This is a genomic window from Micromonospora sp. NPDC005161, assembly GCF_053599855.1.
Genome location: NZ_JBSFYQ010000014.1, coordinates 16628 through 42510, shown reverse-complemented (window position 1 = coordinate 42510; position 25883 = coordinate 16628). Strand labels below are relative to the sequence as shown.

At 71.6% G+C, this 25883-nt stretch carries 23 protein-coding genes and 1 tRNA gene; 13 read left to right on the top strand and 11 right to left on the bottom strand.

All coding sequences use genetic code 11. The annotated features are described in order from the left end of the window. Window positions 1-132: 132 nt before the first annotated feature. Genes ACWD5O_RS15870 through ACWD5O_RS15860 form a run of 3 tightly spaced genes read left to right on the top strand, consistent with a single transcriptional unit; the run spans window position 133 to window position 3789 of the window. Window positions 133-1461, top strand: coding sequence for a hypothetical protein (locus ACWD5O_RS15870; RefSeq protein ID WP_450085737.1), 1329 nt, complete (start codon window positions 133-135; stop codon window positions 1459-1461). Next, window positions 1458-2414: a hypothetical protein gene (locus ACWD5O_RS15865; RefSeq protein ID WP_450085736.1), complete on the top strand. Its 957-nt coding sequence runs from the start codon at window positions 1458-1460 to the stop codon at window positions 2412-2414. Before ACWD5O_RS15870 ends, ACWD5O_RS15865 begins: the two co-directional genes overlap by 4 nt. A gap of 10 nt (window positions 2415-2424) precedes the next feature. After that, a complete protein-coding gene (locus ACWD5O_RS15860; RefSeq protein ID WP_450085735.1) occupies window positions 2425-3789 on the top strand; it encodes a lipopolysaccharide biosynthesis protein in 1365 nt (454 codons plus the stop codon). Window positions 3790-3847: 58 nt separating this feature from the next. Here the strand turns inward: ACWD5O_RS15860 and hutH are convergent, their stop codons facing one another. Genes hutH through ACWD5O_RS15830 form a run of 6 tightly spaced genes read right to left on the bottom strand, consistent with a single transcriptional unit; the run spans window position 3848 to window position 11668 of the window. Further along, complete coding sequence (hutH, locus tag ACWD5O_RS15855) at window positions 3848-5386, bottom strand: histidine ammonia-lyase (protein ID WP_354967965.1); 1539 nt, start codon at window positions 5384-5386, stop codon at window positions 3848-3850. Further along, complete coding sequence (hutI, locus tag ACWD5O_RS15850) at window positions 5383-6567, bottom strand: imidazolonepropionase (protein ID WP_354967966.1); 1185 nt, start codon at window positions 6565-6567, stop codon at window positions 5383-5385. Before hutI ends, hutH begins: the two co-directional genes overlap by 4 nt. Then, a complete protein-coding gene (locus ACWD5O_RS15845) occupies window positions 6564-7919 on the bottom strand; it encodes a formimidoylglutamate deiminase (protein ID WP_354967994.1) in 1356 nt (451 codons plus the stop codon). Before ACWD5O_RS15845 ends, hutI begins: the two co-directional genes overlap by 4 nt. After that, the gene (locus tag ACWD5O_RS15840) at window positions 7916-9136 is read right to left on the bottom strand and encodes an allantoate amidohydrolase (protein ID WP_450085734.1); all 1221 of its coding nucleotides are present in this window, start codon (window positions 9134-9136) and stop codon (window positions 7916-7918) included. The genes ACWD5O_RS15845 and ACWD5O_RS15840 overlap by 4 nt, the downstream gene beginning before the upstream one ends. Window positions 9137-9147: 11 nt before the next feature. Further along, window positions 9148-10797, bottom strand: a complete 1650-nt coding sequence (hutU, locus tag ACWD5O_RS15835; protein ID WP_450085733.1) for a urocanate hydratase — start codon at window positions 10795-10797, stop codon at window positions 9148-9150. A gap of 19 nt (window positions 10798-10816) precedes the next feature. Further along, window positions 10817-11668 carry a MurR/RpiR family transcriptional regulator gene (locus ACWD5O_RS15830; protein ID WP_450085732.1) on the bottom strand — a complete coding sequence of 284 codons (852 nt, stop codon included), beginning with the start codon at window positions 11666-11668 and terminating at the stop codon, window positions 10817-10819. A gap of 144 nt (window positions 11669-11812) precedes the next feature. On the opposite strand from ACWD5O_RS15830, the gene ACWD5O_RS15825 reads away from it, so the two are divergent. The 3 genes from ACWD5O_RS15825 to ACWD5O_RS15815 all read left to right on the top strand — a co-directional run bounded on the left by ACWD5O_RS15825 (window position 11813) and on the right by ACWD5O_RS15815 (window position 17048). After that, window positions 11813-13786, top strand: a complete 1974-nt coding sequence (locus tag ACWD5O_RS15825) for a hypothetical protein (RefSeq protein WP_354967970.1) — start codon at window positions 11813-11815, stop codon at window positions 13784-13786. A gap of 667 nt (window positions 13787-14453) precedes the next feature. Further along, window positions 14454-15239, top strand: coding sequence for a glycosyltransferase family 2 protein (locus tag ACWD5O_RS15820; RefSeq protein WP_354967971.1), 786 nt, complete (start codon window positions 14454-14456; stop codon window positions 15237-15239). Between the two features lie 351 nt (window positions 15240-15590). Beyond that, window positions 15591-17048 carry a sugar transferase gene (locus ACWD5O_RS15815; protein ID WP_354967995.1) on the top strand — a complete coding sequence of 486 codons (1458 nt, stop codon included), beginning with the start codon at window positions 15591-15593 and terminating at the stop codon, window positions 17046-17048. A 109-nt stretch (window positions 17049-17157) separates the two neighbouring features. Here the strand turns inward: ACWD5O_RS15815 and ACWD5O_RS15810 are convergent, their stop codons facing one another. Next, on the bottom strand, window positions 17158-18243 hold the full coding sequence (locus tag ACWD5O_RS15810; RefSeq protein ID WP_354967972.1) for an LCP family protein: 1086 nt from the start codon (window positions 18241-18243) through the stop codon (window positions 17158-17160). Window positions 18244-18381: 138 nt separating this feature from the next. On the opposite strand from ACWD5O_RS15810, the gene ACWD5O_RS15805 reads away from it, so the two are divergent. The 3 genes from ACWD5O_RS15805 to ACWD5O_RS15795 all read left to right on the top strand — a co-directional run bounded on the left by ACWD5O_RS15805 (window position 18382) and on the right by ACWD5O_RS15795 (window position 21194). Then, window positions 18382-19215, top strand: a complete 834-nt coding sequence (locus ACWD5O_RS15805; RefSeq protein ID WP_450085731.1) for an O-methyltransferase — start codon at window positions 18382-18384, stop codon at window positions 19213-19215. A gap of 4 nt (window positions 19216-19219) precedes the next feature. After that, window positions 19220-20038 (top strand): MOSC domain-containing protein, encoded by an 819-nt coding sequence (locus ACWD5O_RS15800; protein ID WP_449936452.1) that lies wholly within the window; start codon window positions 19220-19222, stop codon window positions 20036-20038. Window positions 20039-20183: 145 nt separating this feature from the next. Next, a complete protein-coding gene (locus tag ACWD5O_RS15795) occupies window positions 20184-21194 on the top strand; it encodes an expansin EXLX1 family cellulose-binding protein (protein WP_450085730.1) in 1011 nt (336 codons plus the stop codon). Window positions 21195-21198: 4 nt separating this feature from the next. Here ACWD5O_RS15795 and ACWD5O_RS15790 read toward each other — a convergent pair whose 3' ends face one another. The 4 genes from ACWD5O_RS15790 to bcp all read right to left on the bottom strand — a co-directional run bounded on the left by ACWD5O_RS15790 (window position 21199) and on the right by bcp (window position 22998). Further along, window positions 21199-21735: a GNAT family N-acetyltransferase gene (locus ACWD5O_RS15790; protein WP_354967976.1), complete on the bottom strand. Its 537-nt coding sequence runs from the start codon at window positions 21733-21735 to the stop codon at window positions 21199-21201. A gap of 94 nt (window positions 21736-21829) precedes the next feature. Further along, a tRNA-Leu gene (locus ACWD5O_RS15785) sits at window positions 21830-21903 on the bottom strand. Beyond that, window positions 21894-22490: an HNH endonuclease signature motif containing protein gene (locus ACWD5O_RS15780; RefSeq protein WP_354967977.1), complete on the bottom strand. Its 597-nt coding sequence runs from the start codon at window positions 22488-22490 to the stop codon at window positions 21894-21896. The genes ACWD5O_RS15785 and ACWD5O_RS15780 overlap by 10 nt, the downstream gene beginning before the upstream one ends. Before the next feature lie 31 nt (window positions 22491-22521). After that, window positions 22522-22998 carry a thioredoxin-dependent thiol peroxidase gene (gene bcp / locus ACWD5O_RS15775; RefSeq protein WP_354967978.1) on the bottom strand — a complete coding sequence of 159 codons (477 nt, stop codon included), beginning with the start codon at window positions 22996-22998 and terminating at the stop codon, window positions 22522-22524. A 194-nt stretch (window positions 22999-23192) separates the two neighbouring features. On the opposite strand from bcp, the gene ACWD5O_RS15770 reads away from it, so the two are divergent. From ACWD5O_RS15770 to ACWD5O_RS15755, 4 genes are read left to right on the top strand one after another with little or no spacing between them, the layout of a single operon-like run. Continuing rightward, window positions 23193-23909 (top strand): energy-coupling factor ABC transporter permease, encoded by a 717-nt coding sequence (locus ACWD5O_RS15770; protein ID WP_354967979.1) that lies wholly within the window; start codon window positions 23193-23195, stop codon window positions 23907-23909. After that, complete coding sequence (locus ACWD5O_RS15765; RefSeq protein ID WP_450085729.1) at window positions 23906-24334, top strand: PDGLE domain-containing protein; 429 nt, start codon at window positions 23906-23908, stop codon at window positions 24332-24334. The genes ACWD5O_RS15770 and ACWD5O_RS15765 overlap by 4 nt, the downstream gene beginning before the upstream one ends. 17 nt (window positions 24335-24351) lie before the next feature. Next, window positions 24352-25122, top strand: coding sequence for a cobalt ECF transporter T component CbiQ (gene cbiQ / locus ACWD5O_RS15760; RefSeq protein ID WP_450085728.1), 771 nt, complete (start codon window positions 24352-24354; stop codon window positions 25120-25122). Next, a complete protein-coding gene (locus ACWD5O_RS15755; RefSeq protein WP_354967981.1) occupies window positions 25119-25877 on the top strand; it encodes an energy-coupling factor ABC transporter ATP-binding protein in 759 nt (252 codons plus the stop codon). The genes cbiQ and ACWD5O_RS15755 overlap by 4 nt, the downstream gene beginning before the upstream one ends. Window positions 25878-25883: the final 6 nt, after the last annotated feature.

Genomic DNA, 25883 nt, shown 5'->3' with positions numbered 1-25883 from the left:
CGCGTATAGTGCCCCGAGGGATGGCGCTGAGAGGATCATGAAATGGACATAATGCCTCGAAAGGCGGCGGCTGCCCCGACTGAGGGCAGTGGCCGGCGCCTCGGGCGTTATCCGTTGGCCACAGCCCAGATCATGGCCGCACTCGCCATGGTAATGATCGGCGTGAAATCATTCTTCGACATCTTCGGCGAAAAGGTCGCGGCCGACACCGTTGACGCCGGCATGGTGGCGACGGTGATTGGCGCCCTCTTCATGGCGGGGTCCTTTGTCGCCATCGTCGTGGCGATGAAGCGTTTCCCGACGGATCTGGCGCCCTCCATCGTCGCGCTGCTGGTTCTCGGCCTGTTCTCCATCATCGGCCTGCTGGCGATATTCGCGCGGGAGGACTTCCTCCAGATCTTCACCACGGCCGACGTGGTCGCGCTCTTCGGTCCGGACGTCGCGCCGAAGAGCGGGGTCATCACGCAGGGCGCCCAGCTCGCGGTCGGGTTCGCGCCGATCATGCTGTTGGCGGTCATGTTCCGCAAGCCGGACTGGTTCTCCGTCGAACGGCTGCGGTGGGTGCTGCTGCTCGTGGTCCTCGGCGCCGTCGCGCATTCCGTGATCGCCTGGCTGCAGGTCGTCGGCGTCGTCCCGTACACCTACTTCTTCAACCTGATGAGCGGCAAGGTCGGGCGGGCGTCGGGGGGTTACTTCCATCCGGCGTCCCTCGGCCGGCTCCTGATCTTCGCGGTGTTCATCCTCTACGCCGCCGGTGACCGGCTACGGGTCAGTCCGGTGGCCCGCTACGCCGCCGTCGCGCTCCTGGCCGCCACCGCGGTCGTCAGCACACACCGGATCACCATCCTCTGTGTGGCGTTGGTGATCGTCGCGTTCGAGCTGCGCCGGCTCCCGGAGCTCCTCCGGCAGATTTCCAACCTGCCGTTCCGCACCGCCGTCTGGGGAGCGGTCGTCCTCGTCGTCCTCGTGGTCCTGGCGGCGATCCGTTGGGGAGCCTATCTGTTGGATCGCGCGCTCTTTCTCGTCACGCAGATCGGCTCACTCAATCCGACGAACGACGAGTTCCTGCACGGTCGCGGGCAGATCTGGTTCCGCGTAGCGGAAGTGTGGCAGGACGCGCCGTGGGACGTCTGGCTCATCGGGCTGGGCTACGAACCCTGGAACACCCACGCCGATCCGTTGCGCGTCTTCGTGGTGTGGGGATTGCTCGGGCTCATTCTCATGACGATTATCTTCGTCAACCTGTGGCGGGTGACGAAGCGGGCCATCGCGGTCGAGGCGAGGTGGATGCTGACCATCCTCTACGTCCTGACGGTCATCTCCGCTCTGACGCAGAAGCCGACCTCCTACTCGTACTTCATGTGGTTGTTCTTCCTCTCTCTCATTCTTCTTGTCAGATTCTTCCCCCTTTCGAGCACGCCGGCCGGCGCGCCAACCGATGCTGGTGGTGATCACAAATGAGCTCCCCCCTGTTCATTTCGTGGAAGCGTTATCAGCGTCGATCCGACGTGCTGGCGGAGGCGCTGGGCGCCGAGGTGGCGTGGCGCCCGTCCAAGGCGACGCCGAAGATCCTTCGCCCCTTCGACTACGTCGCCCACACGTGGAACGATCTCCAACTGGTCCGCTCGCGTCGGCCATCGTTCGTGGTCGCGCAGGCGCAGCCCCACCTGTCCGCGCTGGCCCCCTACCTCAGCCGGGTTCCGTACATCGTCGACGCGCACAACGGGCAGTTCCAGTCGCGGTGGCGCCGGGTTCCCAGCACCGCGTCGATCCTGCGGGGGGCGCAACTGGTTCTGACCCACACCGAAGAGGCCGACGCTATCGCCCGTGCGGAGTTCCCGGGCCTGCGTACGCTCGTCGTGCACGATCCGCTTCGGGAGATCCCGCCGGCGGCACCACGTGGCTGGGTGTTCGTCGTGGCCACCGTCGCTCCGGACGAGCCGATGGACGTCCTCATCGACGCGATCGAGGCGATGCCGGACGTCACCTTCGCGACCACCGCGCCACTGCACCGGTTGCCGCCGCCGCTTCGTGAGCGCGCGGAGCGCCTACCCAACTTCACCACCCTGGGCTTCCTCGACCTCCCCGACTACGAGGCGGCCGTCGCCGCCTCGCGCGCGGTTGTCGTGCTGACCGACCGGGACGCCACGCAGCCCAGTGGCGCGTGCGAGGCGCTGAGCGCGGGTCGGCCGTTGGTCCTGTCTCGCACCCGGACCACCGAGGCTCTGTTCGGGAGCTTCGCCACGCTCGTCGCCAACCAGAGCGATGCCCTGGTCGCCGGCGTCCGCGAGGCCATCGACGAGGACCCGGCCGCGGCCGGGCGGATCACGGCGGCTCGCGAGGCGTGGATGGGTCGCACGGAGGCCGAGTTGGAGATGTTGCGATCGCACGTGCCGGCCGGAGCGGCCGCGTGATGGTCGGACGATGACCGGAGTCGAGGTGCGGACCGGCCCGCCGGCAGGCAGCCGGTCCGGCAGCGGCATGGCGCGCCGCCTCCGCCAGTTGGGCCTGCTCGGGATCAGCCAGGCCGGCGTCACCGTGCTCGCGTTCCTCACCCAGGTGTTGCTCGCCCGTAGCCTGCCCAAGGCGGACTTCGGCGCCTTCATGTCGGTGATGTCCCTGGTCACGCTGGCCGGGCCGCTGGCCATCTTCGGGGTCGCCGAGTTCTGGCTGCAACGGTTCGGACGCGAGGGGTCTCGGGCGTTCCGTTGGGTACGGCCGTCCATCGCGCTGGTCGCGGTCACGTCCGGCCTGCTGGTCGTCGCGCTCGTCGGGTGGGGGCTGCTCGACCGGCATGATCCCGACACCGGTGACCTTCGGATCGGGCTCGCCCCGATCATCCTGTCGCTTGTCGCGATGGCGCTGTCCGGGTCGGCCCTCCAGTTGCAGGGCGCCTACGGGCGACTCGCGGCGCTGCAACTGGCGCCGCAGGTCGGTCGACTCCTCGTGGCCGTTCTGACCCTGTCCTTCGGGCTGTCGGCGCTCATGGTGGCACTGGGCTACGCGCTCGTGGCTGCCGTCACGGTGGCCATGAGTGTCCTGATGATCACGCCGTTCTGGTACGGGCGGGCGACGCTGGAGGGCCACCTTCCGGTGCGCCGTCGCCCGGCGCGTCCACCCCGGGCTCGCCACCTCGTCGCCGCCACGTGGCTGTTCCTGCTGGGCAGCCTGTTCTACCAGCTCGGCATGCAACTGGGCATCGTCGTCTCCGCCGAGTTTCTGAGCTCGGAGTCCGCCGCGGTGCTCGCCGTGCCCATGACGCTGTTGACCGCGATCTACCTGCTGCCGCGCATCGTCTACCAGCAGTACTTCCTGGCGAAGCTGCACCGGTGGTCCCGCTCCAACCGCAACGCGGTCCTCATCGCGTACCGCGCCGGCACGGTCGGGATGATCGGTCTCGGTCTGCTCCTCGGCGCCGTCGTCGCGCTGGTCGGCCGGTACGCCATTCCCCTGATCTTCGGCGCGGAGTACCGGACCTCCGTCCCGGTGATGGCCATCCTCGCGCTGGCGATCCCCCTGCGCTTCGGCGCTGCCAGTGTCGAGTCGCTGCTGATGAGCGGCGGCCTGGTGCGGCAGAAGGTGCTGTATCAGGGGCTGGGCTCGCTCGCCTACCTGGCCGCGCTGGCCACCGCGATCCCGCTGTTCGGTGTGGCCGGCGCCGCATGGGCGACGGTGCTGTCCGAGGCGATCGTTCTCGTCCTGTTCTGGTCCCGAGCGAAGCGCGACGTCGTGGCGGGCGCCGAACTACCCTCCTGGGCGGAGATCCGACGGACGGTCATCAGGAGCTGAGCCCGCTTCGACGGGTGACCTGGCAGGCCCCGACGCCGGTCATCGGGGCCGCCGATGGTCAGGCCAGCGGACCGACCTCGCGTTCGATGGCGGTACGCAGGTCGCGGTCGGACACCGTACGGCGGGCCGCCTCCATCGCCGGGGCGAGGAAGATGTCCGGGCCGGGCTCGCCGGCGAACGCCTGGACCGCCTCCACCGCGGCCCGGCCGGCCGGCGACGGCACCAGCGGGGCGCGCAGCTGAAGGCCGCGTACCGCCGCCAGCAGCTCGACCGCGAGCACGCTGGACAGGTTGTCCAGCACGGTGCGCAGCTTCTTGGCCGCCGCCCAGCCCATCGAGACGTGGTCCTCCTGCATCCCACTGGTGGGCAGGGAATCCACCGAGGCCGGCGCGGCCAGTCGGCGGTTCTCCGCGACGATCCCGGCCGCCGTGTACTGGGCGATCATCAGACCGGAGTTGACCCCGGCGTCGGGGGAGAGGAACGCCGGCAGCTCCCGGGACCGGGTGACGTCCAGCAGCCGGTCCACCCGCCGCTCGGCGATCGCGCCCACCTCGGCGGCGGCGATGGCCAGGAAGTCGGCGGCGAAGCCGAGCGGAGCCCCGTGGAAGTTACCGGTCGACTCGACCCGGCCGTCCGGCAGCACCACCGGGTTGTCCACCACGGAGATCAGCTCGCGGGCCGCCACCGTCCGCGCGAACTCCAGCGTGTCCCGGGCCGCCCCGGCCACCTGCGGCGCGCAGCGCATCGAGTACGCGTCCTGCACGGCGTGCGCCAGGTCGTCCCGGTGCGAGTCCATCACCCGGGAGTCCTGGAGCAGCCGGTGGATGTTCGCCGCCGAGGCCGCCTGCCCGGGGTGCGGACGGATGGCGTGCAGCTCGGGTAGGAAGGGCCGCTCGGAGCCGAGCATCGCCTCGATGCCCAGCGCGGCGGTGACGTCGGCCATGGTGAACAGGTGCGCGGCGTCGTGGATGGCCATCAACAGCATGCCGAGCATGCCGTCGGTGCCGTTGATCAGTGCCAGCCCCTCCTTGGCGGCCAGCTCGATCGGCTTGAGCCCGGCGGCGGTCAGCACGTCGGCCGCGTCCTGCCGCTCGCCGGTCGGCCCGAGCACCCAGCCCTCGCCGAGCAGCACGAGCGCGCAGTGCGCCAGCGGCGCCAGGTCGCCGGAGGCCCCCAGCGAGCCGTGCTCCGGCACCCAGGGGGTGATGTCGTGGTTGAGAAGGTCGAGCAGCGCCTCGGCGACCAGCGGGCGGACCCCGGAGTGGCCGAGCGCGAGCGAGCGGACCCGCAGCAGCATCATCGCCCGGACCACCTCGCGCGGCATCGGCGCGCCCACCCCGGCGGCGTGCGAGCGGATCAGCGCGTGCTGGAGCTCGGCCCGGCGCTCCGGGGCGACGAACGTGTTGGCGAGCGCCCCGAATCCCGTCGAGACCCCGTAGACGGGGCGGCCGGACGACTCGATGCCGTCCACGATGGCCCGGCTGGTCGCCATGGCGTCGATGGTGGCCGGGTCGAGGACGACCTTGGCGGTGCCGCGGGCCACCGCGAGCACGTCGGCGGGGGAGACCCCGGTGGGCTGAATGGTCACGGTCGTCATTGCGGCACTCCGTTGAGCAGGACCTGGCGGATCAGTGGAACACCGGGCCGGTAGGCCAGGTGCAGGTACGACGGCGCGTCCAGGACGACCAGGTCGGCCCGGGCGCCGGGGGTGAGCACGCCGATGTCGTCGCGGCGCAGCGCCCGCGCGCCGCCCAGCGTCGCGGCCCGGACCGCCTCCGCCGGGGTCATCCGCATCTCGCGGACCGCCAGCGCCACACAGAACGGCATCGACGAGGTGTACGACGAGCCGGGGTTGCAGTCGGTGGCGAGCGCGACGGTGATGCCGGCGTCGAGCAGGCGGCGGGCGTCCGGGTACGGCGAGCGGGTGGAGAACTCGGCGCCGGGCAGCAGGGTCGCCACCGTGCGGGTCCCCGACCCGTCGGTGTGGGCGGTGCCGGCCAGTGCGGCCACGTCGGCATCGCTGAGGTGGGTGCAGTGGTCGACGCTCGCCGCGTCCAGCTCCACGCCGAGCAGCACCCCGGGGCCGGGGCCGAGCTGGTTGGCGTGCAACCGCACGCCCAGCCCGGCGGCCTGCCCGCAGGCCAGGATGGCCCGGGCGTGGTCGACGTCGAAGGCGCCCCGCTCGCAGAACACGTCGATCCACTTGGCGTGCGGCGCGGCGGCGGCCAGCATCGGCCCGCAGACCAGGCCGACGTAGTCGTCGGGGCGGTCGGCGTACTCGGCGGGCACCACGTGCGCGCCGAGGAAGGTGGTCTCGGCGCTGGCCTCGGCGGCGATCCGCAGCGAGCGGGCCTCGTCGGCGACGGTCAGCCCGTACCCGCTCTTGATTTCCATGGTGGTGGTGCCCTGCCGCAGCGCCTCCCCGCGCAGCCGGCGCACGGTGGCGCGCAGCTCGTCGTCGGAAGCCGCCCGGGTCGCGCCGACCGTGGTCCGGATGCCGCCCCCGGTGTACGGCTGGCCGGCCATCCGGGCGGCGAACTCGGCGGCGCGGTCCCCGGCGAAGACCAGGTGTGCGTGGCTGTCCACGAATCCGGGCAGCACGGCGGCCCCGTCGGCGTCGACCCGCCGGTCGGCGGCCGGCGCGTACGCCGCCGGCCCGACCCAGGCCACCCGACCCTCCTCGACGAGCACGGCCGCGTTGCGGCGGATGCCCAGCGGGCCCTCGCCAGCGCCGTTGGTGACCAGCTCCCCGATGTTGTCCACCAGCAGGCTGCTCATGTGGGAGTCACCGCCTCGATCGAGGCCGACAGTTCAGCCGGCACGTCCACAGTCAGGTGCCGGCCCTCGGCCACCACCACCCGCCCGTCCACGACGACCTGTACGACGTCCGTGGCCCCGGCGGCGAAGAACGCGCCCACCGGCGGCACCCCGGCGGTGCGGGCGCTGTCCAGCCGTACCGTGACCAGGTCGGCCCGGGCGCCGACGGCGATCCGCCCGGCGTCGGCCCAGCCCAGTGCGGCGTGCCCGGCGGAGGTGGCGGCGATCAGCAGCTCGGCCGGGGTGAAGTGGCCGCGGCGTCGGGTGCGCAGCCGCTCGTCCAACTCCACCGCCCGGGCCTCCTCGAAGAGGTCGATCACCGCCTGGCTGTCGCTGCCCAGGCTCAACCGGATCCCCGCCTCGGCCATCCGCCGGGCCGGGCCGATCCCGTCGGCGAGGTCCCGTTCGGTGGTCGGGCACAGGCACACCCCGGTCCTGCTCTCCCCGAGCAGCGCCAGGTCACCGCTGGTCGGGTGGGTGGCGTGCACGGCCGTGGTGTCCGGCCCGAGCACGCCGTGCTCGGCGAGCAGCGCGGTCGGCGTACGCCCGTGCACGGCCCGGCACTCGTCGTTCTCGGCGGGCTGCTCGGAGAGGTGCACGTGCAGCGGCGCCCGCCGGTCCCGCGCCCAGTCGGCCACCGTGCCGAGCTGGTCGGCGGGGACCGCCCGTACCGAGTGCACGGCCGCGCCGACCCGGGAGTGCCCGTCCGTCGGCTGGAACGCCGTCACCCGCTCGGCCCACCGGGCCGCGTCGCCGTCGCCGAAGCGTCGCTGCGGCCCGGCCAGGGCCCGGCCGTCCACGCCGGCGGTCAGGTAGCAGGTGTCCAGCAGGGTGAGCCGGATCCCGGCGTGCGCGGCGGCCTCGACCAGCGCCTCGCCCATCGCGTTCGGGTCGTCGTAGGCGCCGCCGTCGGGCCGGTGGTGCAGGTAGTGGAACTCACCGACGCAGGTGATCCCCGCGAGGGCCATCTCGGCGTAGACCGCCCGGGCCAGGGCGAGGTAGGTGTCCGGGTCCAGGCGGTCCGCGACGGCGTACATCCGGTCCCGCCAGCTCCAGAAGTCGCCCCGGCCACCGTGGGTACGCCCGCGCAGCGCCCGGTGGAACGCGTGCGAGTGCACGTTGGCCAGGCCGGGCAGGGTCAACCCGGGCAGCGGCTTGGCGTCGGCGAACACCTCGACCCCGGCGGGCGGTCGGCTGCCCGCGGTCAGCGGCGTCACGGCGGTGATCCGCTCACCGTCGGTCTCGATCAGCACGTCCGGCGTGGGCTCGGCGTACTCGGGCAGCCAGGCGTACTCGGCGAGCCAGCGGGTCACCGGCATGTCAGCTCCTCCAGGACCCGGGCCAGCGCCCGTACGCCGGCGGCGCAGTCGACGTCGGTGGCCGCCTCGGCGGGGGAGTGCGACACCCCGGTCGGGTTGCGCACGAAGAGCATCGCGGTGGGCAGGTGCGCGGCCAGCACCCCGGCGTCGTGCCCGGCGCCGGTGGGCAGCACCGGTGCCGTGAGCAGCGTGGCCAGCCGGCCGGCCAGCCCGCCATCGAAGGCGACCAGCGGGGTCGTCGACTCCTCGGTCACCGTCACCGCCGTACCGTCGCGGCGGGCCCGCTCGGCGAGCTTGCCCCGTACCGCGTCGACCAGCCCGGTCAGCGTCTCCGGGTCGGCGGCCCGGGCGTCCAGCCAGCCGGTCACCTTCGACGGGATGGCGTTGGTGGCGTTCGGTTCGACGGCGACCCGGCCCACGGTGGCGTGCGCGCCGCGCAGCCGGGCCTCCTTGTTGGCCGCCAGCACGGTGAACGCGTAGGTGAGCATCGGGTCGCGGCGGTCGGCCATCCGGGTCGTACCGGCGTGGTTGCCCTCGCCGACCACGTCGAAGCGCCACCGGCCGTGCGGCCAGATCGCGCTGGCCACACCGACCGGAGCATCCGTCTCGTCCAGCGCGCGGCCCTGCTCGACGTGCAGCTCCACGAAGGCGCCGAACCGGCCCAGCAGGTCCGGGCGGGCGCCCGCCGGCTGGTCGCCGAGCGCCTCGGCGAAGCTCACCCCGGCCGCGTCGCGCAGCCCGGCCGCGCGTTCCGCCGGCAGCGCCCCGGTGAGCAGCCGCGACCCCAGGCACGGTACGCCGAAGCGCGCACCCTCCTCCTCGACGAACGCGGCCAGCACCAGCGGGCGGCCCGGGGTGACGCCGGCGGCCCGCAGCTCGTCCACGGCGAGGAACGCGCTGACGATGCCGAGCGGCCCGTCGTACGCCCCGCCGTGCGGCACCGAGTCGAAGTGGCTGCCGGTCAGCACCGCGTCCCCGGCCTCCGGGTCACCCCAGTGGGCGAACAGGTTGCCGTTGCCGTCCTCGGTGACCGGCAGGCCGCGCCGGTCGGCCTGGGACCGGAACCAGCTGCGCAGCTCCAGCTCGGGCTTGGTCAACGCGTAGCGCAGGTAGCCGCCGCTGCCGGCGTCCCGCCCGACCGGCGCGATCTCGTCCCACAGCTCCCGAAACCTGTTGGCAAGGGGCCCTTCTAGAACAGAATCCGATAACAAGGGGCCCTTCCTCACTGCTCGGTCATCGGGGTGCGGACGCCGGTACGCGTGGCGACCTCGCGGGCGATGTCGTAGCCGGCGTCGACGTGGCGAATGACGCCCATCGCCGGGTCGTTGGTGAGCACCCGCTCGATCTTCTGCCCGGCCAGCGCGGTGCCGTCGGCCACGCAGACCTGCCCGGCGTGGATCGACCGGCCGATGCCCACCCCGCCGCCGTGGTGGATGGACACCCAGGAGGCGCCGCTGGCCGTGTTGACCAGCGCGTTGAGCAGCGGCCAGTCGGCGATCGCGTCGGAGCCGTCGGCCATCGCCTCGGTCTCCCGGTACGGGCTGGCCACGCTGCCGGCGTCCAGGTGGTCCCGGCCGATGACGAGCGGGGCGGAGAGTTCGCCGGAGGCGACCATCTCGTTGAACCGCACGCCAGCCTTGTCCCGTTCGCCGTACCCGAGCCAGCAGATCCGCGCGGGCAGGCCCTGGAAGGCGACCCGCTCGCCCGCCAGCCGGATCCACCGGGCCAGCGACTCGTTCTCCGGGAACAACTCCAGGATGGCCCGGTCGGTGGCGGCGATGTCGGCCGGGTCGCCGGAGAGCGCCGCCCACCGGAACGGGCCCTTGCCCTCGGAGAACAGCGGCCGGATGTACGCCGGCACGAAGCCGGGAAAGTCGAACGCGCGCTGGTAGCCGGCGAGCTGCGCCTCGCCCCGGATCGAGTTGCCGTAGTCGAAGACCTCCGCGCCAGCGTCGAGGAAGCCGACCATCGCCTCGACGTGCCGCGCCATGGACGCCCGGGCCCGGTCGGTGAACTCGGCCGGCTTCGCCGCCGCGTACTCTCGGGCGTCGGCCAGCTCCACCCCCACCGGCAGGTACGACAGCGGGTCGTGCGCGCTGGTCTGGTCGGTCACGATGTCGATCTCGACGCCGCGGCTGAGCAGCTCCGGGAAGACCTCGGCCGCGTTGCCGACCACGCCGACGGAGAGCGCGCGCCGGTCCCGCTTCGCGGCCAGCACCCGCCGGACCGCGTCGTCCAGCGAGTCGGCCACCTCGTCCAGGTAGCGGTCGTGCACGCGCCGGTCGAGGCGGGTCTGGTCCACGTCCACGATCAGGCAGACGCCGCCGTTCATGGTGACCGCGAGCGGCTGCGCGCCGCCCATCCCGCCGCAGCCGGCGGTCAGCGTCAGCGTGCCCGCGAGGGTGTCCCCGAACCGCTTCGCGGCCACCGCGGCGAACGTCTCGTAGGTGCCCTGGAGGATGCCCTGGGTGCCGATGTAGATCCACGAGCCGGCGGTCATCTGCCCGTACATCGTCAGACCGAGCTGCTCCAGCCGGCGGAACTCCGGCCAGGTCGCCCAGTCGCCGACCAGGTTGGAGTTGGCCAGCAGCACGCGGGGTGCCCACTCGTGGGTGCGCAGCACGCCGACCGGGCGGCCGGACTGCACCAGCATCGTCTCGTCCTCGCGCAGGTCGGTCAGCGTGCGGACCAACGCGTGGTACGACGGCCAGTCCCGCGCCGCCTTGCCGGTGCCGCCGTAGACGACCAGGTCGTCGGGGCGTTCGGCCACCTCGGGGTCGAGGTTGTTCATGAGCATCCGCAGGGCGGCCTCCTGCGGCCAACCGCGGGCGGTGAGCTCGCTGCCCCGTGCGGCACGGACGTGCTGGGTCATCTCGGGTCTCCTCCGGTCATCATCCGAGGAACAACTGACGGCGGGCCGCGGAGGCTTCGAACGCCTCCAGCCGGCGCTGGGTGTCGGCCGGCGCGGCGTCGCAGATCGCCTGCAACAGCACCATGGCCAGGGTCATCGGGGCGGTGTGCAGGTCGAAGACGAGCTGGGCGCCGACCGCGGCGGGCAGCACCACGTCGGCGTGCTCGGTGGCCGGGCTGACCGGCGAGTCGGTGATCGCCACCACGGTCAACCCGGCGGCCCGCGCGTCGCGCAGCGCGTCCAGGGTCTCCCGGGGGTAGCGGGGCAGCACGAAGGCCAGGACCGCCGAGGCGCCAGCCTCGGCGGCCTGCTCCAGGCGGTCGGCGAGCAGGCTGCCGCCGTCGTCGAGCACCCGGACGTCCGGGTGCACCTTGGCGGCGAAGTAGGCGAAGTACGCGGCCAGCGGCGCGGCGGCGCGTAGGCCGATCACCGGCAGTGGGCGACTGGCGGCGAGCAGCCGACCGGTCTCGGCGATCCGGTCCCGGTCGGCGAGCTGACCGGCGAGGCGGTCGAGGTTGCCCATCTCGGCGCGTACGGCCTGCTGGAGTTCGTTGCCGGCGTCCGCCGGTCCGCCGGGCGCGGCGGTGGTGAGGTCGCGCAACCGGCGGCGCAGCGCGGGGTAGCCGTCGTGGCCGAGCGCGACGGCGAACCGGGTGACCGACGGCTGGCTGACCCCGGCCAGCTCTGCCACCTCGGCCGCGGACAGGTACGCCACGGCGGGGGCGTGCTGCACCAGGCAGTGCGCGATCCGACGCTGGGTCGGGGTGAGCCGCACCCCCTGGAACAGGTCGAGCACCCGCTCGGTGGGCGCGGCGACAGCTCCTTCATTCACGCCGTGACTCTATGCATGAAAACTTTCAGAGGGCAACCGTTCCTCGCCGCACGTTCCACCCACCGGTCGGTGGACCGACCGGTGGACGACCGGGCGAGCGTCTCCTCTGTAGGATCCGCACGGCGGTCGAGCAGAGGAGTGCGCATGCAGTCGGTTGGCCCGTACCGGTTCACCCACATGCTGGGCACCTGCCCAGTGGGAAAGGCCTGGGCTGCCATCGACGAACAGGGCCGGTTCGTGACCGTAGCGGTGCTGGACGCCGTGGCCGCGAGCACGCCGGGGTGGCGCGAGGCCTTCGCCGGGACTGCCAACGCCATGTCGCAGAGGCCGGGCGGCCAGGCCTTCGCGTACGCCGACTTCTTCTCCGCCGAGCCGTGGGCGGCCTACCCGGCGGAGGCCGGCCAGGGCGCCGAGAAGTTGTTCCGTGCTCTGGGGCAGGAGTACCACCCGGTGCCGACGGACAAGGGCAGCTCGACCGAGGAGGGCGGCTCGACGGAGCCGGTCACCGGGGTGCCGCGGCAGGTCTCCGGGCCGCCGCAGTCGGTGTCCGGCCCTCCGCAGCAGTTCTCCGCGCCGCCGCAGCCCGTGTCCGGCGCCCCGCAGCCCGTCTCCGGTGCCCCGCTGCCGACGTCCGGAGCACCGTTCGCGCCGTGGGCGCTGCACGCCGGCGGGCTGCCGACCGTGCCGCCCGCGCCGATCCCACCGCCCGCCGCCGACGCGCCCCAGTCGCCCGCGCCGGTGTCCGCCGCTCCGGCGGATCCGCCGCCGTACGATCCATTCGGCGCCCCGGTCCGGCGCATCAAGCCGTCGGAGCCGCCGCCGCGCCGTACCGGGCTCTGGGCGGGGCTGGCCGCGCTCGTGCTGGTGGCGGCTGTGGGCAGTGGCGTGGCCATCTGGGCGATCGCCGGCAAGGACCAGCCCGATCCGTACACTCCGCCGACGGCGATCGTCACGGCGTCCCCGGGTGACGCCGCGGCCGAGCCGGGGCTGAAGCCGTGGGCACAGGCCACTCTGTACAGCCCGGAGGAGCGCGCCCTCGCGGTCGCCGCGCCGTCGCTGGTCTTCATCGAGGCGGTCTTCACCGGGTACGTCCGGGACACCAGGACGAACGCCCTGGTGCACCCCCAGCCCGTCTCCTTCATCCGTCGGTGCAGTGGCTTCGTGGTGACTCCTGACGGCCACGCCGTCACCAACGGGTCCTGCGTCAAGCCGACCGAGGAGCACGCCCGCTGGCTCGCCGTCGACGCGCTGGCCAGGTTGCTCGTGCAGGAGAAGAAGCTCTCCGCCCCGCAGATCTCCACCTACATCGCGGCCAACCTCGGCAAGGTGCGGTTCACCGGTGTGGAACCGGGCACCGAGCCGACCAGTGCGGTGTACGGCCAGCTCAACACCGGCACGGGCAACGTGACGAAGGAGCCGGCCATCCCGGCCGAGGTCGTCCGGAGCCTGCCCGAGGACAGCGGCAACACCGCACTGATCAAGCTCGCCCAGGGCGGCCTGCCCGCGGTGGAACTCAACCCGTCCGCCAGCCTCGCGGAGGACGCCTCGGTACGCATCCTCGCCTTCACGACCACCGATGTCGTCTTCCGCAACGCCACCTACCGTCCCCAGTCGAAGCTGGTGACGATCACCGGTACGAGCCAGCGCGGACCCGTCTCGATCTACCTCGTCAACGAGGACCTCGGCACGGTGTCACACGGGGGTATCGCCCTCGATCCCGCGGGCCGGGTCGCCGGGCTGATCTACCAGGATCAGGCGCGACCGGACCGTGCCAACCGGGCGGTGCTGCCGGCGTCGACGATCGCCACGCTGCTGACCGAGGCCGGCATCGGCAACGCGCTCGGTGACTCCGACAAGCTTTACCGCAGCGGGCTGGACGCGTACTTCGGCGGCGACTCGTCGGGCGCCGTCACGCAGCTTGAGAAGGCCGCGGCGGCGTCACCCGCCAACGTGCTCGCGCAGGCCTACCGGCAGAACGCCGCCGAGCGCCAGCGATTGGAGAACGCGTCGCGGGCGCAGTCGGATGCCCTCGTCTTCGTGCTGGTCGGGTTCGCGGCCGTGTTGCTCATCGCCCTTGTCGTCCTGGTCGTGATGCTCGTCCGTCGTCGCGGCCGCTGAGTGGCCGGTGACGGGACAAATTCGCCGGATCGGACACATGGGAATAAGTGCTGATGATCCGTCTCAGTGATCGCCCTCATTGGTCATTCACCAGCCCACGAAAATTCATGCCCACCCAAAGATCAGATGTTCGGTTGACTCGATTCCCACCGAACGGCCCCGTGGTTCGCCGGCCCCAGCGGGGCGTTCAGCCCGTGTGGATCTGAGCGGTGGCCAGGTAAATCCCTTGTAGGGACAGCGATTTCGATCGACATCCGGCCGCCTGACAGGTGATGGTGTGGCGGTGCGGCGATGGTTATACTCCGTCTTGTTGCGCGATGGATCTTCATTGTCGTCGATCGAGGGAAGTCCTGCGAACGCGTCGCTGAAATCGCTGCGAATGGTGGCTTTTCATGGGGGTGGCGAAGATGGGCGGGTCGGATCGTTGTGTCTTGTGGACCGGCGGGGCTGGCGTGCTGGGCGGCCCAGGTAGCACGGGCGGGCTGCGAAACGGCCGCCGTCCGTGACTAACCACCCCGCATACTCTCCCCCTTCCGCGCGTGACTCCGCTGGCAGCACCCTCCCCTCCGAGCACGGGCCCCCGCAGCCGATGATCGACGGGCCCACGGTGCCCTCGATGCCGGCCGTCGGCGCCTCGACCCTCCCGCTGACGCGGGCAGCAGACCAAGTGACCCCAGCGATCTCCGTCTGCATCGCTGTCCGGGACCGGCCCGAGCTCCTGGTGAAGTCCATCCAGAGTGTGCTCGCCGGCAGCTTCGACGATTTCGAGCTCATCGTGGTCGACGACGGTTCGGCCGTACCCGTTCGGGACGGGTTGGCCGAGGCGGGCCTGCTTGCCGACCGGCGGATCCGCCTCGTCCAGCAAAAGCCGACGGGGATCAGCGCCGCGCGCAACGCTGCCCTACGCATCGCCCGCGGCCGGTTCGTCACCGTGCTCGACTCGGACGACGAGTTGGCCCCCGACGGTCTGGCCCGGATGCAGGATTTCCTTGCTCAAACGGGTGCGCGCTGGGTCTACACCGACTATGAGGAGATCGTCGGCGGTTCGGCGAAGGTGATCAGGCTCCCCTCGTACCCGGATGCGCGTCGGATGCTCCGGTCCGTGCTGACTCGGCCCCGGCTGCCCTTCAAGCACTCCGGCATGACCATCGACCGTGAGTTGCTGCTACAGCTCGGCGGGTACGACGAGCAGATGTCCATCAAGGTGGATGTCGAGTTGGTCCTGCGTGCCCTCAGTAACGGGGTCCACCTGCAGCGACTCGACGAGCCGATCGTTCGATTCCATCGGCACAGCGGCAGCATCAGCCGGCGGCGCATCGCCGGTCTCGTCGCCTGGCGCAAGATGATCAAGATGTACAGCCGTCCACGTGTTCCGGGGCTGGCCCTCGTTGTCGTGGCGGTGCGTGCGGTGAGTGAGATCGGCAAATGGTTGGTCACGGCCGCCGGGCGGTGATCCGCCCCGGCACGGGACGGCGTCGTCGAACGCATGGAACGGCTCCGTGGTTACCGCCTCGACGCCGAGCGATCGGCACCGCGAGAAGCCGGCTCATGACGCTCTGATCCCGGAGCTGTCGGCGTGGTGCGATTTCTCGAAGGACTGGTCGGACCACAACAGCAGCGCCCGAATCGCCACTAGGCAGGGCACCGCACCGACGCATAAGGTGCACGTCGCGATCTCCCGTCGGGGGCGATGTGGGAAAGGAAGGTCGTGTCCGCGCACACTCAGTTCCTCTCGGCTGTCACGCCACAGCAGACGCCGAGGTTCGACCCCGACCTGGGGGTCATCACGCCACCTTCCAACGGCATGGCCCGGTCGGTGTTCGCGCGTCCGGTCGCGCCACGGGCCAACTGGCGTCGGCGCTACGTGGCCTGGCTGGTCCTGCTCGATGCCCTCGTTGCCCTGGCCGCCAGCCGGACGGTCGTCGCCCTGCTGGACGAGGCCGACGCCGGCTTCTGGGACCAGCGGGTGCTGGGGAACATCAGCTCCTTCACCCTCGTGGCGAACATCGGCGTCCCCCTGGGTTGGCTGATCCTGCTCGTCGCCGCCGGGGCGTATGACCAGCGTGCACTCGGGCTAGGCACCGAGGAACTCAAGCGGGTGGCCCGGGCCAACCTCGCGATGGCCGCCACGGTCTCGTTCCTCGCACTCGGCTTCAAGAAGGACCTGTCCCGGGCGACGGTCGCCGCCATCATCATCTGCCTGCTGCTCTACACCCTGGTGGCTCGCTTCGCCGCCCGGGTGGTGCTGCGCCGGATCCGACGCAGCGGGCGGGCCTCGCAGAAGGTGCTGCTGGTCGGCCGGCTCTCCGACGCGCTCGCGCTGCACGAGGTGGTGACCCGCAACTACGGAGCCGGGCTGCACCCGGTCGCCATCCACCTGCCACACCACCCCCGGCCGGGCGAGCGGGTGAACGCTCCGGTGCCGGTCTACGTCGGCTGGGACCTGGTGCCATTGGTCCAGCAGCTCGGCGCGGACACCATCGCGGTCTGCGGCCCTGCCAGTCTGGAGTCGTACGAGCTTCGCAAGCTCGCCTGGCAGTTGGAGGGCACCGGCCTGAACCTGGTGGTGGTCCCCCAGGTCACCGACGTCACCGGCCCGCGCATCCACGTCCGGCCGATCGAGGGCCTCCCGCTGCTCAACGTGGACGAACCCACCATCTCCGGCCTGTCGCTGCTGGTCAAGACCGTGCTCGACCGGGTCACCGCGCTGGTCGGTCTGGTGCTGCTGAGCCCGGTGCTGCTCGCCATCGCACTGGCCATCAGGTTCACCGACCCGGGGCCGGTGATGTTCCGGCAGACCCGGATCGGCCACGAGGGCCGCGCGTTCAAGGTCTGGAAGTTCCGGACCATGTACACCGACGCGGAGGAGCGGCTGGCCGCCCTGCAGCATCGGAACGAGAGCGACGGCCTGCTGTTCAAGATGAAGGACGACCCGCGGGTCACCCCGATCGGCCGGCACCTGCGGGCGCTCTCCCTGGACGAGCTGCCCCAGCTGATCAACGTGTTGCGCGGGCAGATGTCTCTGGTCGGCCCGCGCCCGCTGCCCACCGAGGACGACGACTACCGCGGTGACGTGCGCCGGCGGTTGCTGGTGCGCCCGGGCATCACCGGCCTCTGGCAGATCTCCGGCCGCTCGGACCTGACCTGGGACGACGCGGTCCGGCTGGACCTGCACTACGTGGACAACTGGTCGCTGGTGTACGACCTCGCCATTTTGTGGAAGACGGCCAGCGTCGTGCTGGCCCGGCGGGGCGCGTACTGATCCCGAATCCGTGGAACGCCGACGGGCGGTGGCCTCCTGGCCACCGCCCGTCGCTGTTCGTGGTGCCGCCTCCGCGGTCCGGGGACGGCGCCCTGCCGGGCGAGAGAACCTATGGCTTCTTCGCGCCGGCGATGATGTCCGGGACAGCGTCCCGGCGCACCGCGTCGTAGAACGACTTGACCCGGTTCGTGTCGGCCAGGACGACGCTCTCCGAACCGATCCGGCCGGTGCCCTTGGTGGGGCTGGTGACGAAGGTCAGGTTGCTGCCGCGGACGCCGCGCATCTGGTTCGCCGTCTCCAGCAGGGACAGCTCCTTGTCCACCGAGACCGAGCTCGAGGTGGCCTTGAGGAACGAGTTCAGCTTGCCGGGGTTGGTTAGGAGGCCACCGGAGGAGGCCTTGTCGATGATCGCCTTGATCACCTGCTGCTGGTGCCGGATCCGGGCGAAGTCACCGTCGGCGAACTGCTTGCGCTGGCGCGAGTAGTCGAGCGCCGCCTCGCCGTCCATCCGCTGCATGCCCTTGCTGAAGGTGCGGAACGGCGCGTGGATCGAGGTGAACTGCTTCTCCGAGTTGACCTCGATGCCGCCCAGCGCGTCGATGATCTCCTTGAACCCGGCGAAGTCGACCACCGCGACGTGGTCCACCCGTACCGCGGTGAACTTCTCCACGGTCTGCACCATCAGCGGAATCCCGCCCCAGGCGTACGCGGCATTGATCTTGGCGTCCCGACCGCCGTTGTTGCCGTTCGCGGATCGGGGCACCGACACCCAGGTATCCCGGGGAATCGAGATCAGCTGAGCGCTGGACCGGTCCTTCGGCAGGTGGGCGAGGATGATCGTGTCGGTCCGCGAGCCGGAGGTCTTCTCCGGGTCGCGCGAGTCGCTGCCCAGGATCATGATGTTCATCGCGCCCTCGACCGTCGCCTGCGGGCGACCCTCCTCCGGCACGCCGTCGAACGCGTCCACGCGATCGATGCCCCCCTCGACGGAGCGCAGGTAGAGGCCACCGGCGATGACCGCTCCACCCCCCACCAGCGTCACCACCAGAAGGCTGATCAGGAGAATCCGCCGCCAGCGGCGTCGTTGGGGTGGCTGCGGGCCGACCGGCTCGCCGTCGTCCACCCGCTGTGGCTGGCCCGCAGTCCCGGTCGAGTAGTACGCGCCGGGTTGCGCGGTCTCATTGTGACGTGGCATGGCGCGATGCTACTCACCCGGCCTGCGGCCCGAGTACCCTCGTCCGGTCGGCGCCGCCCGCCGTCGGGTTGAACTGTCGACCGAACTCAATGGCAACTTCCTCTGCCGCACGGCGCGTCGGCCTGATAAGAAGCTCCGGTGGACGCAACGAAGCTCCGACGGGCGATCGCCCGTACCCGGCTCGCGCCCGTCGCAGCCTTCCCGAAACGGCTCGCGCGGGTCGCCCGGCACGACGCCAAGGTGCTGCGCACCTCGGCCCGCTGGCTGGTCACCTCCCGGGAGCACCACAACTACACCTACGAGCTCACCAAGCTCAGCCGCCACCACCTGGCCTGGTTCGTCAGTGTGGCCTGCGACCGCCCGGTCAAGCAGGTCCGCGGCTGGTTCGACGAGATCGAGTCCGACCAGCCGCTGCGGCAGCACATCGAGCGGGCCACCGCGGGCTCCGCCCGGCGAGGGCTGGCCGACAAACAGGTCCGCTACGCCCGCCGAATCGGCTGGTACGCGATGGTCCGAGCCACCCGCCCGGCGCACGTGGTGGAGACCGGTGTGGACAAGGGCCTGGGCAGCTGTGTGCTGGCCGCGGCACTGCTGCGCAACGCGCAGGAGGGCCACCCGGGCCGGGTCACCTCGCTGGACATCAACCCCGAGGCCGGCTACCTGGCCCACGCCGCTCCCTGGTCCGAGGTGGTCGACCTGGTGATCGGCGACTCGATCGCCTCGATCGATGCTCTGGACCGCCCGGTCAACCTGTTCCTGCACGACAGCGACCACAGCCGGGCACACGAGAAGCGCGAGTTCGACGCGGTGGAGTCGAAGCTCGCCCCCGGCGCGATCCTGCTCACCGACAACGTCACCAGCACCAACGTGCTCGCCGAACACGCCGAGCGCACCGGCCGGCGGTTCCTCGCCTACCGGGAGAGCCCCGCCAACCACTGGTACCCCGGGGACGGCATCGGCGTGGCATGGTAGCCGGGTGCGGCTGACCTCGATCCACACGTACCCCGTCAAGGGTTGCCACCGGCTCGACCACGACGACGCCCTGGTGCATCCGTGGGGCCTGGCGGGCGACCGGCGCTGGATGGTGGTGGACGCCGACGGCGTCGGCGTCACCCAGCGGGAGACCACCCGGCTGGTCGACCTGCGCGCCACGGTTCATCCCGGCGGCCTCTCGCTGCGCGCCGGCGGGCAACCCGACCTCGACGTGCCCGAGCCGGCCGGCGGAGACCCGGTCGCCGTGCGCACCTTCCGCAGCCGGAAGATCCCGGTCCCCGCGCTACCCGCCGGGCCGGTGGCCGACGCCTGGCTCGGCGCGCTGCTCGGCCGGCCGGTCCGACTGGTCTGGCTGGCCCGGCCGACCCGACACCTTGCCGCCGGAGATCGCGAACACGACACCGGTGCCCAGGTCAGCTTCGCGGACGCCTACCCACTGCTGCTCGCGAACGCCGCCTCCCTCGACGCGCTCAACGACTGGCTCGCCGAGGCCGGGGAGGAGCCGGTGCCGATGGCCCGGTTCCGGCCCAACCTGGTGGTCGACGGAGCCCCTGCGTGGGCCGAGGACGACTGGGCCGGCCGGTCGCTGCGCATCGGCGACCTGCGGTTCCGTGCCGCCGGGCCGTGTGACCGCTGCGTGGTGACCACGACCGACCAGGAGACCGGGGTACGCACGAAGGAGCCGCTGCGCACCCTCGGCCGGTACCGCAACGTCCAACAGAAACTCCTCTTCGGGCTGCACCTGGTGCCCGTCGACAGTGGACCGATGATCGTCGGCGCCCCGGTCGTCATCGACGCCTGACCGGATGCCGACCGCCCCGGGTTGGCGGTGGCGAGTCTGACCGCAGGTCTGTTGCGGGAGCGCAGCGATCACCGTCCGTCGACACTGTCTTAGCTTTCGCTTAGCCGGCTTGTCCGGCCGACGACGGTTCGGGCAGCATCGCGGCGTGACGGACGGAAGCGCTCCCGGCGGCGTCGACATCGACATCGACATCGACCTCGACCGGGTTCCGGACGACCGGCCCACGCCCTCGTCCGGCCCCATCCCCTGGCTGGTCGCCACCGCCGTCACCGTCCTCGCGGCGGTGCTCGGGCTCACCCTTGCGCTGCGCTCCGGCTCCGCCCCCGCCTGCGCCGCCGGCCGTGCGCTCGCCGCGCCGCCCACCGGCACCGCCACGCACAGCGGCAAGGCGACCTTCTACGACTCGAACGGTGCCGGCGGCAACTGCTCGAACCCGGCAGCCCCGGCCAACCGGCTCTACGTCGCGCTCGGACCGACGGAGTACGCCGCCGGCGCCGCCTGCGGCGGGTTCCTCGACGTGACCGGCCCGAAGGGCAGCGTCCGCGTCCTGATCATGGATCAGTGCCCGGAGTGCGAACCCGGGCACCTCGACCTGTCCCGCGAGGCGTTCGCCCGGATCGCCGACCCGGTCCAGGGCCTCGTTCCGGTCACCTACCGCGCGGTGGTCAACCCGCCACTACCCGGCCCGCTCACCTTCCGGATCAAGGAGGGCGCGTCGCAGTTCTGGTTCGCCGTCCGGGTGGGCAACCACGGCAACCCGCTGCGCGCCGTGGAGGTCCGGCAGCGTGACAGCGGCCCGTGGCAGTCAGCCACACGGCAGGACTACAACTACTGGTTGATCGCCTCCGGCGCCGGCGCCGGCCCGTTCACGATCCGGGTGAGCGACGTGTACGGGAACCGGGCGACCGTCGCCGGCATCCGGATGGCGCCCGGCCAGGTCCAGACCAGCACAGTCCGCATGTACGGGCGCGGCGCGGCGCCCGCCAACTCCCGTCCGCCCGCGTCGGCCCGGCCGTCCGCCAACCGACCAGCGGGTACGCCGACGCCCGCCCGCCGCCCGGCCGAGGTGGCGAAGGCGAGCACGCCGGCCACCGCGGTGGCCGACCCGCCGACCACCCGACCGGCCGGGGCCTCGGCCCGCTGGTGCGCGAGCTGACCGCTCAGTCGGCCGGCCTTAGGTCGAGCCACATCAGGATTTCGTCCCGGTCGTCACCGGGCGCCACCCGCAGCGCACCCGGCAGGCGACCGATCTCCCGGTACCCCAGGCGGCGGTAGAACCCGTCCAGCCCCAGCCCGTCCCGCACAGTCACGTGCAGCGCCTCGTAACCCAACTCCCGCCCCAGCCGGGTGGCCTCGCGCATCAGCGCCGAGCCGTAGCCGGCGCCCTGGGTGTCCGGGTGGATCATCACGCGCTTTAGCACGCACCAGTGCGCCTTGAGAGGGAACCGGTTGTCGCAGAAGATCAGCACGGCCACCAGCCGGTCGCCGGCGTACCCGACCAGCAGCCGGTCCGGTCCGTCGGCGATGCCGGCGAACGTCGGGTCGGCGGTGGCGCGGACGTCGGCCGCGGTGACCGGGGGCACGAAGCCGACCGCGCCGCCGGCATTGGTGACGTCCACCCAGAGGGCGACGATCTCGGCGCGCAGCTGCGGGGTGAGGTCGGGATCGAGGACGAAGCGCAGACTCACGCCCGCCATCCTGACCCCGCGACCAGGGTGTCGGCCCGTGATCGTGACATGCACGACAGGGGCCTCTGATCGAGCTGAGGTGCTTCGTCTCGCGACGAAGACGTGGGGCCGACGGGATTCGAACCCGCACTGGTACGGACCTAAACCGTATGCCTCCTGCCGTTGGGCTACGGCCCCTTGATGCTGTACTCCACCAGCGTCCATGGCCATTCTTGTCGACGAGGCAGGCGTCTGCCTATCCGGAAGCCGGTTGGAGTGACAGCGTCAGGATCGTAGACCACCTCGGGCTCGACGTGAGCGGGTCGTCGCTGGCCGGCGTAAGTGGATGTCTGGCTGTGACAATTGGGGCACAGTAGCCGGAGGTTCTGCGGCTGGTTGTCGAGGAAGTCCCCGTTGATGTGATCGACGTGCAGGGTCAGCTTGCCCCCTTGCCACGTCGATCCAACGCCGCAGACCTCACAGCTCTCGGGCAGACCGATCGTCGCCAGGGCGCGTTTGAGGCGGACGCCCGGGATCCGGCGCGAGCCCTCGGGCAGCACCACGAGCAGATCTTCGGGCGACATCCGCCGCCAACGCACGCCCCGATTGTGGACGCTGCCGGTGAAGTGGGACGTGTCGACGCCGAAGCGCTTGAGCTGCCGACTGATGTGCGCGTGGGAGCCGCCGCTGACTCGGATGCCGAGCAGCCGCATCACCTCGGTGATGTTGCGAGCGGCGGCGGCCGCCGCGGCCAAAGCCTCGGGCGTGTACTTGTATCTGACCACCCACAGATGGTGACGGCCCGGTGCGACAGTCTCAGTCCAGGCCGAGGTCGCGGCGGAGCTTGGCGACGTGCCCGGTGGCCTTGACGTTGTAGAGCGCCCGCTCGATCTTGCCGTCGGCGTCGATGACGAACGTCGAGCGGATCACGCCGGTCACGGTCTTTCCGTACATCTGCTTCTCGCCGTAGGCGCCGTACGCGGTGAGCACCGCCTTGTCCGCGTCGGACACCAGCGCGAAGGTGATCGCGTCGCGGTCGCGGAACTTCGCCAGCTTCTCCGGCTTGTCCGGGGAGATGCCGACCACCTCGTAGCCGGCGGCCTGGAGGGAGGCGAGCGAGTCGCGGAAGTCGCAGGCCTGCTTGGTGCAGCCGGGGGTCATCGCGGCCGGGTAGGCGTAGAGGACGACCTTGCGGCCTCGCAGGTCGGCCAGGGCGAGTTGGTCACCGTTGTCGGTGGGGAGGGTGAACTCGGGTGCGGGGTCACCGGGGGAGAGACGGTCGGGCGCGGTCATGGCCCGACGATACCGCCGGGCTCGCCGGTGCCGCCGCAGGCGACGCGCCGAGCATTCGCGGCCGACGGTCGGTGACCCCAGTCCGAAATGGTGATCAAGGACATGCCTTGTTGCCAAGGTATGGCAACAACGAGGTTTGGGAAATAGGCTGACCCCGCCGGCCCGAACGGGTCCGCTGACGCGTGGGAGGTCGCGTGGAAACCCTGGCGATGCACATCTCGAACGGGATCATCGATGGTCCCGTCGCAGCGGTCTTCGCGGCGCTCGCCCTGGCCGCGCTCACCGGCTGCGTCCTGCGCGGCCGGCGCGACCTGGATGACCGCCTGGCCCCGATGGCCGGCCTGGTGGCCGCGTTCATCTTCGCCGTCCAGATGCTCAACTTTCCGATCTTCACGGCCGGGGTGAGTGGCCACCTGCTCGGTGGTGCGCTCGCCGCGATGCTGGTCGGCCCGTGGGTCGGCGCGCTCTGTGTGTCGGTGGTGCTGGTCGTGCAGGCGCTGATCTTCGGTGACGGGGGCGTGGCGATGCTCGGGCTCAACATCACCAACATGGCGCTGCTCGGCACCGCCGCGGCGTACGTGTTGATCGCGGTGCTGCTGCGGGTGCTGCCCCGCACGCCCGCCGGCCTGGCGGTCACCGGGTTCGTCGCCGCGATGCTCAGCGTGGTGGTCGCATCCCAGGGCTTCGTCCTGCAGTACTGGCTCGGCGGCACCACCGACCTGGGCGGCAACCTGGCCGGCCTGGCCGGCACGATGGCCGGCGCTCACTTGCTGATCGGCATCGGCGAGGGTCTGATCACCGCCACCACCGTGGTCACCGTGGCGAAGGTGCGCCCCGATCTCGTCTACGCGCTGCGCGGGCTGCGTCCCGCGACCGTACCCACCGTTCCGGCCGTCGGAGGTGTCCGATGAAGAACCGCTCGTCGGCCTTCCTGGCCGGTGGCCTCCTGGTCGCCCTGCTGCTGGCGGGGGTGGTGAGCAACTACGCCTCGTCCCACCCGGACGGGCTGGACTCGTCGCTGCTGAAGGGGTGCACCGTCGACGCCGATGACAACATCGTCGGCGGCAACTGCCCGGCCCAGCAGGCCCGGGATCACGAGTTGGGGGACAGCCCGCTCGCCGACTACGGGGTGCGCGGCGTGGAGAACAGCTTCCTCTCCACCGGCCTCTCCGGGGTGCTCGGCGTGCTGGTCACCTTCGCGATCGGCGCCGGAGGTTTCTGGCTGCTGCGCCGCCGTGGCGGCACGGCGACCCAGGGCGACACGGCGACGCCCGCCGAGGGCGCGACGCCGGCCGAGGGTGACGCGGCCACGTCCCGCGCCGGCGCGGCCGGCTGAGCAAGGGGAGTACGCGGATGGGTGCCGGTCACGGGCACGTGCTGTACCGGGAGTCCGACTCGCCGGTGCACCGGCTCCCACCCGAGGTCAAGATCGTGGCGATGGTGGTCTTCACGGTCGCCGTGGTGGCCACCCCGCGCGCCGCGTTCTGGGCCTTCGGCGCGTACGCCCTGCTGGTGGCGGCGGTGGCGGCGCTGGCCCGGGTGGGGCCGCGGTGGCTGCTCAGCCGGGCGCTGATCGAGCTGCCGTTCGTGCTGTTCGCCGTCGCGCTGCCGTTCCTCGGTGCCGGCGAGCGGGTCGACGTGCTGGGCCTGCGGCTGTCCGAGGACGGGTTGCACGGCGCGTGGAACATCGTGGCCAAGGGCACCCTGGGCGTTCTCGCCTCGCTGCTGCTCGCCGCGACCACCACCACCCGGGAGCTGATCGTCGGGCTGGACCGGCTGCACTGCCCGCAGGTGCTCACCCAGATCGCCACGTTCATGCTGCGCTACCTCGACGTGCTGGTCGGCGAGGCGCGGCGGATGCGGGTGGCCCGGATCTCCCGGGGTGACGATCCGCGCTTCCTGTGGCAGTTGCGGGGCTTCGCCGCCGGGATCGGGGCGCTGTTCCTGCGGGCCTTCGAACGCGGCGAGCGGGTCTACCTGGCGATGCTGTCCCGGGGCTATTCCGGGCGGATGCCCGAGGTGTGGCAGGGCGACGGTGCGGCGACCGCCGGTCAGTGGCTGGTCGCGGCGACCGTGCCGGTGGTTGCGGCCTCCATCGCCGCCACCGCCGTCGTGCTGACATGATCGGTGTCGTGCAGACCGCTGTCTCGCTGGACGTACGTGGCGTTCGGTACGCGTACCCGGATGGGCATGTCGCCCTGCACGGGGTGGACCTGACCGTGCCGCGTGGGGAACGGGTGGCGCTGCTCGGGCCCAATGGCGCCGGTAAGACCACGCTGGTGCTGCACCTCAACGGCATCCTCACTCCGACCGAGGGCAGTGTGAGCGTCGGCGGGCTGACCGTGACGCCGGACCGGGCCACCCTGTCCGAGGTGCGCCGCCGGGTGGGCATCGTCTTTCAGGACCCGGACGACCAGCTCTTCCTGCCCACCGTGGCGGAGGACGTGGCGTTCGGGCCGGCGAACCTGGGCCTGCGCGGGGCGGAGCTGGCCGCCCGGGTGGACGAGGCGCTGGCCGCGGTGGGGATGAGTGAGCACCGGGACCGGGCGCCGCAGCACCTCTCCTTCGGGCAGCGCCGCCGGGTGGCGGTGGCCACCGTGCTCGCCATGCACCCGGAGATCCTGGTGCTGGACGAGCCGTCGTCGAACCTGGACCCGGCGGCGCGGCGCGAGTTGGCCGAGATCCTGCGCGAGCTGCCGGTGACGCTGCTGATGGTGACGCACGACCTGCCGTACGCGGCGGAGTTGTGCCAGCGCTCGGTGATCCTGGACGGTGGCCGGATCGTCGCCGACGCCCCCACGCTGGACCTGCTGGCCGACTCGACGCTCCTGGCCCGCCACCGCCTGGAACTGCCGTACGGCTTCGCTCCGCGCCCCTGACCGGCG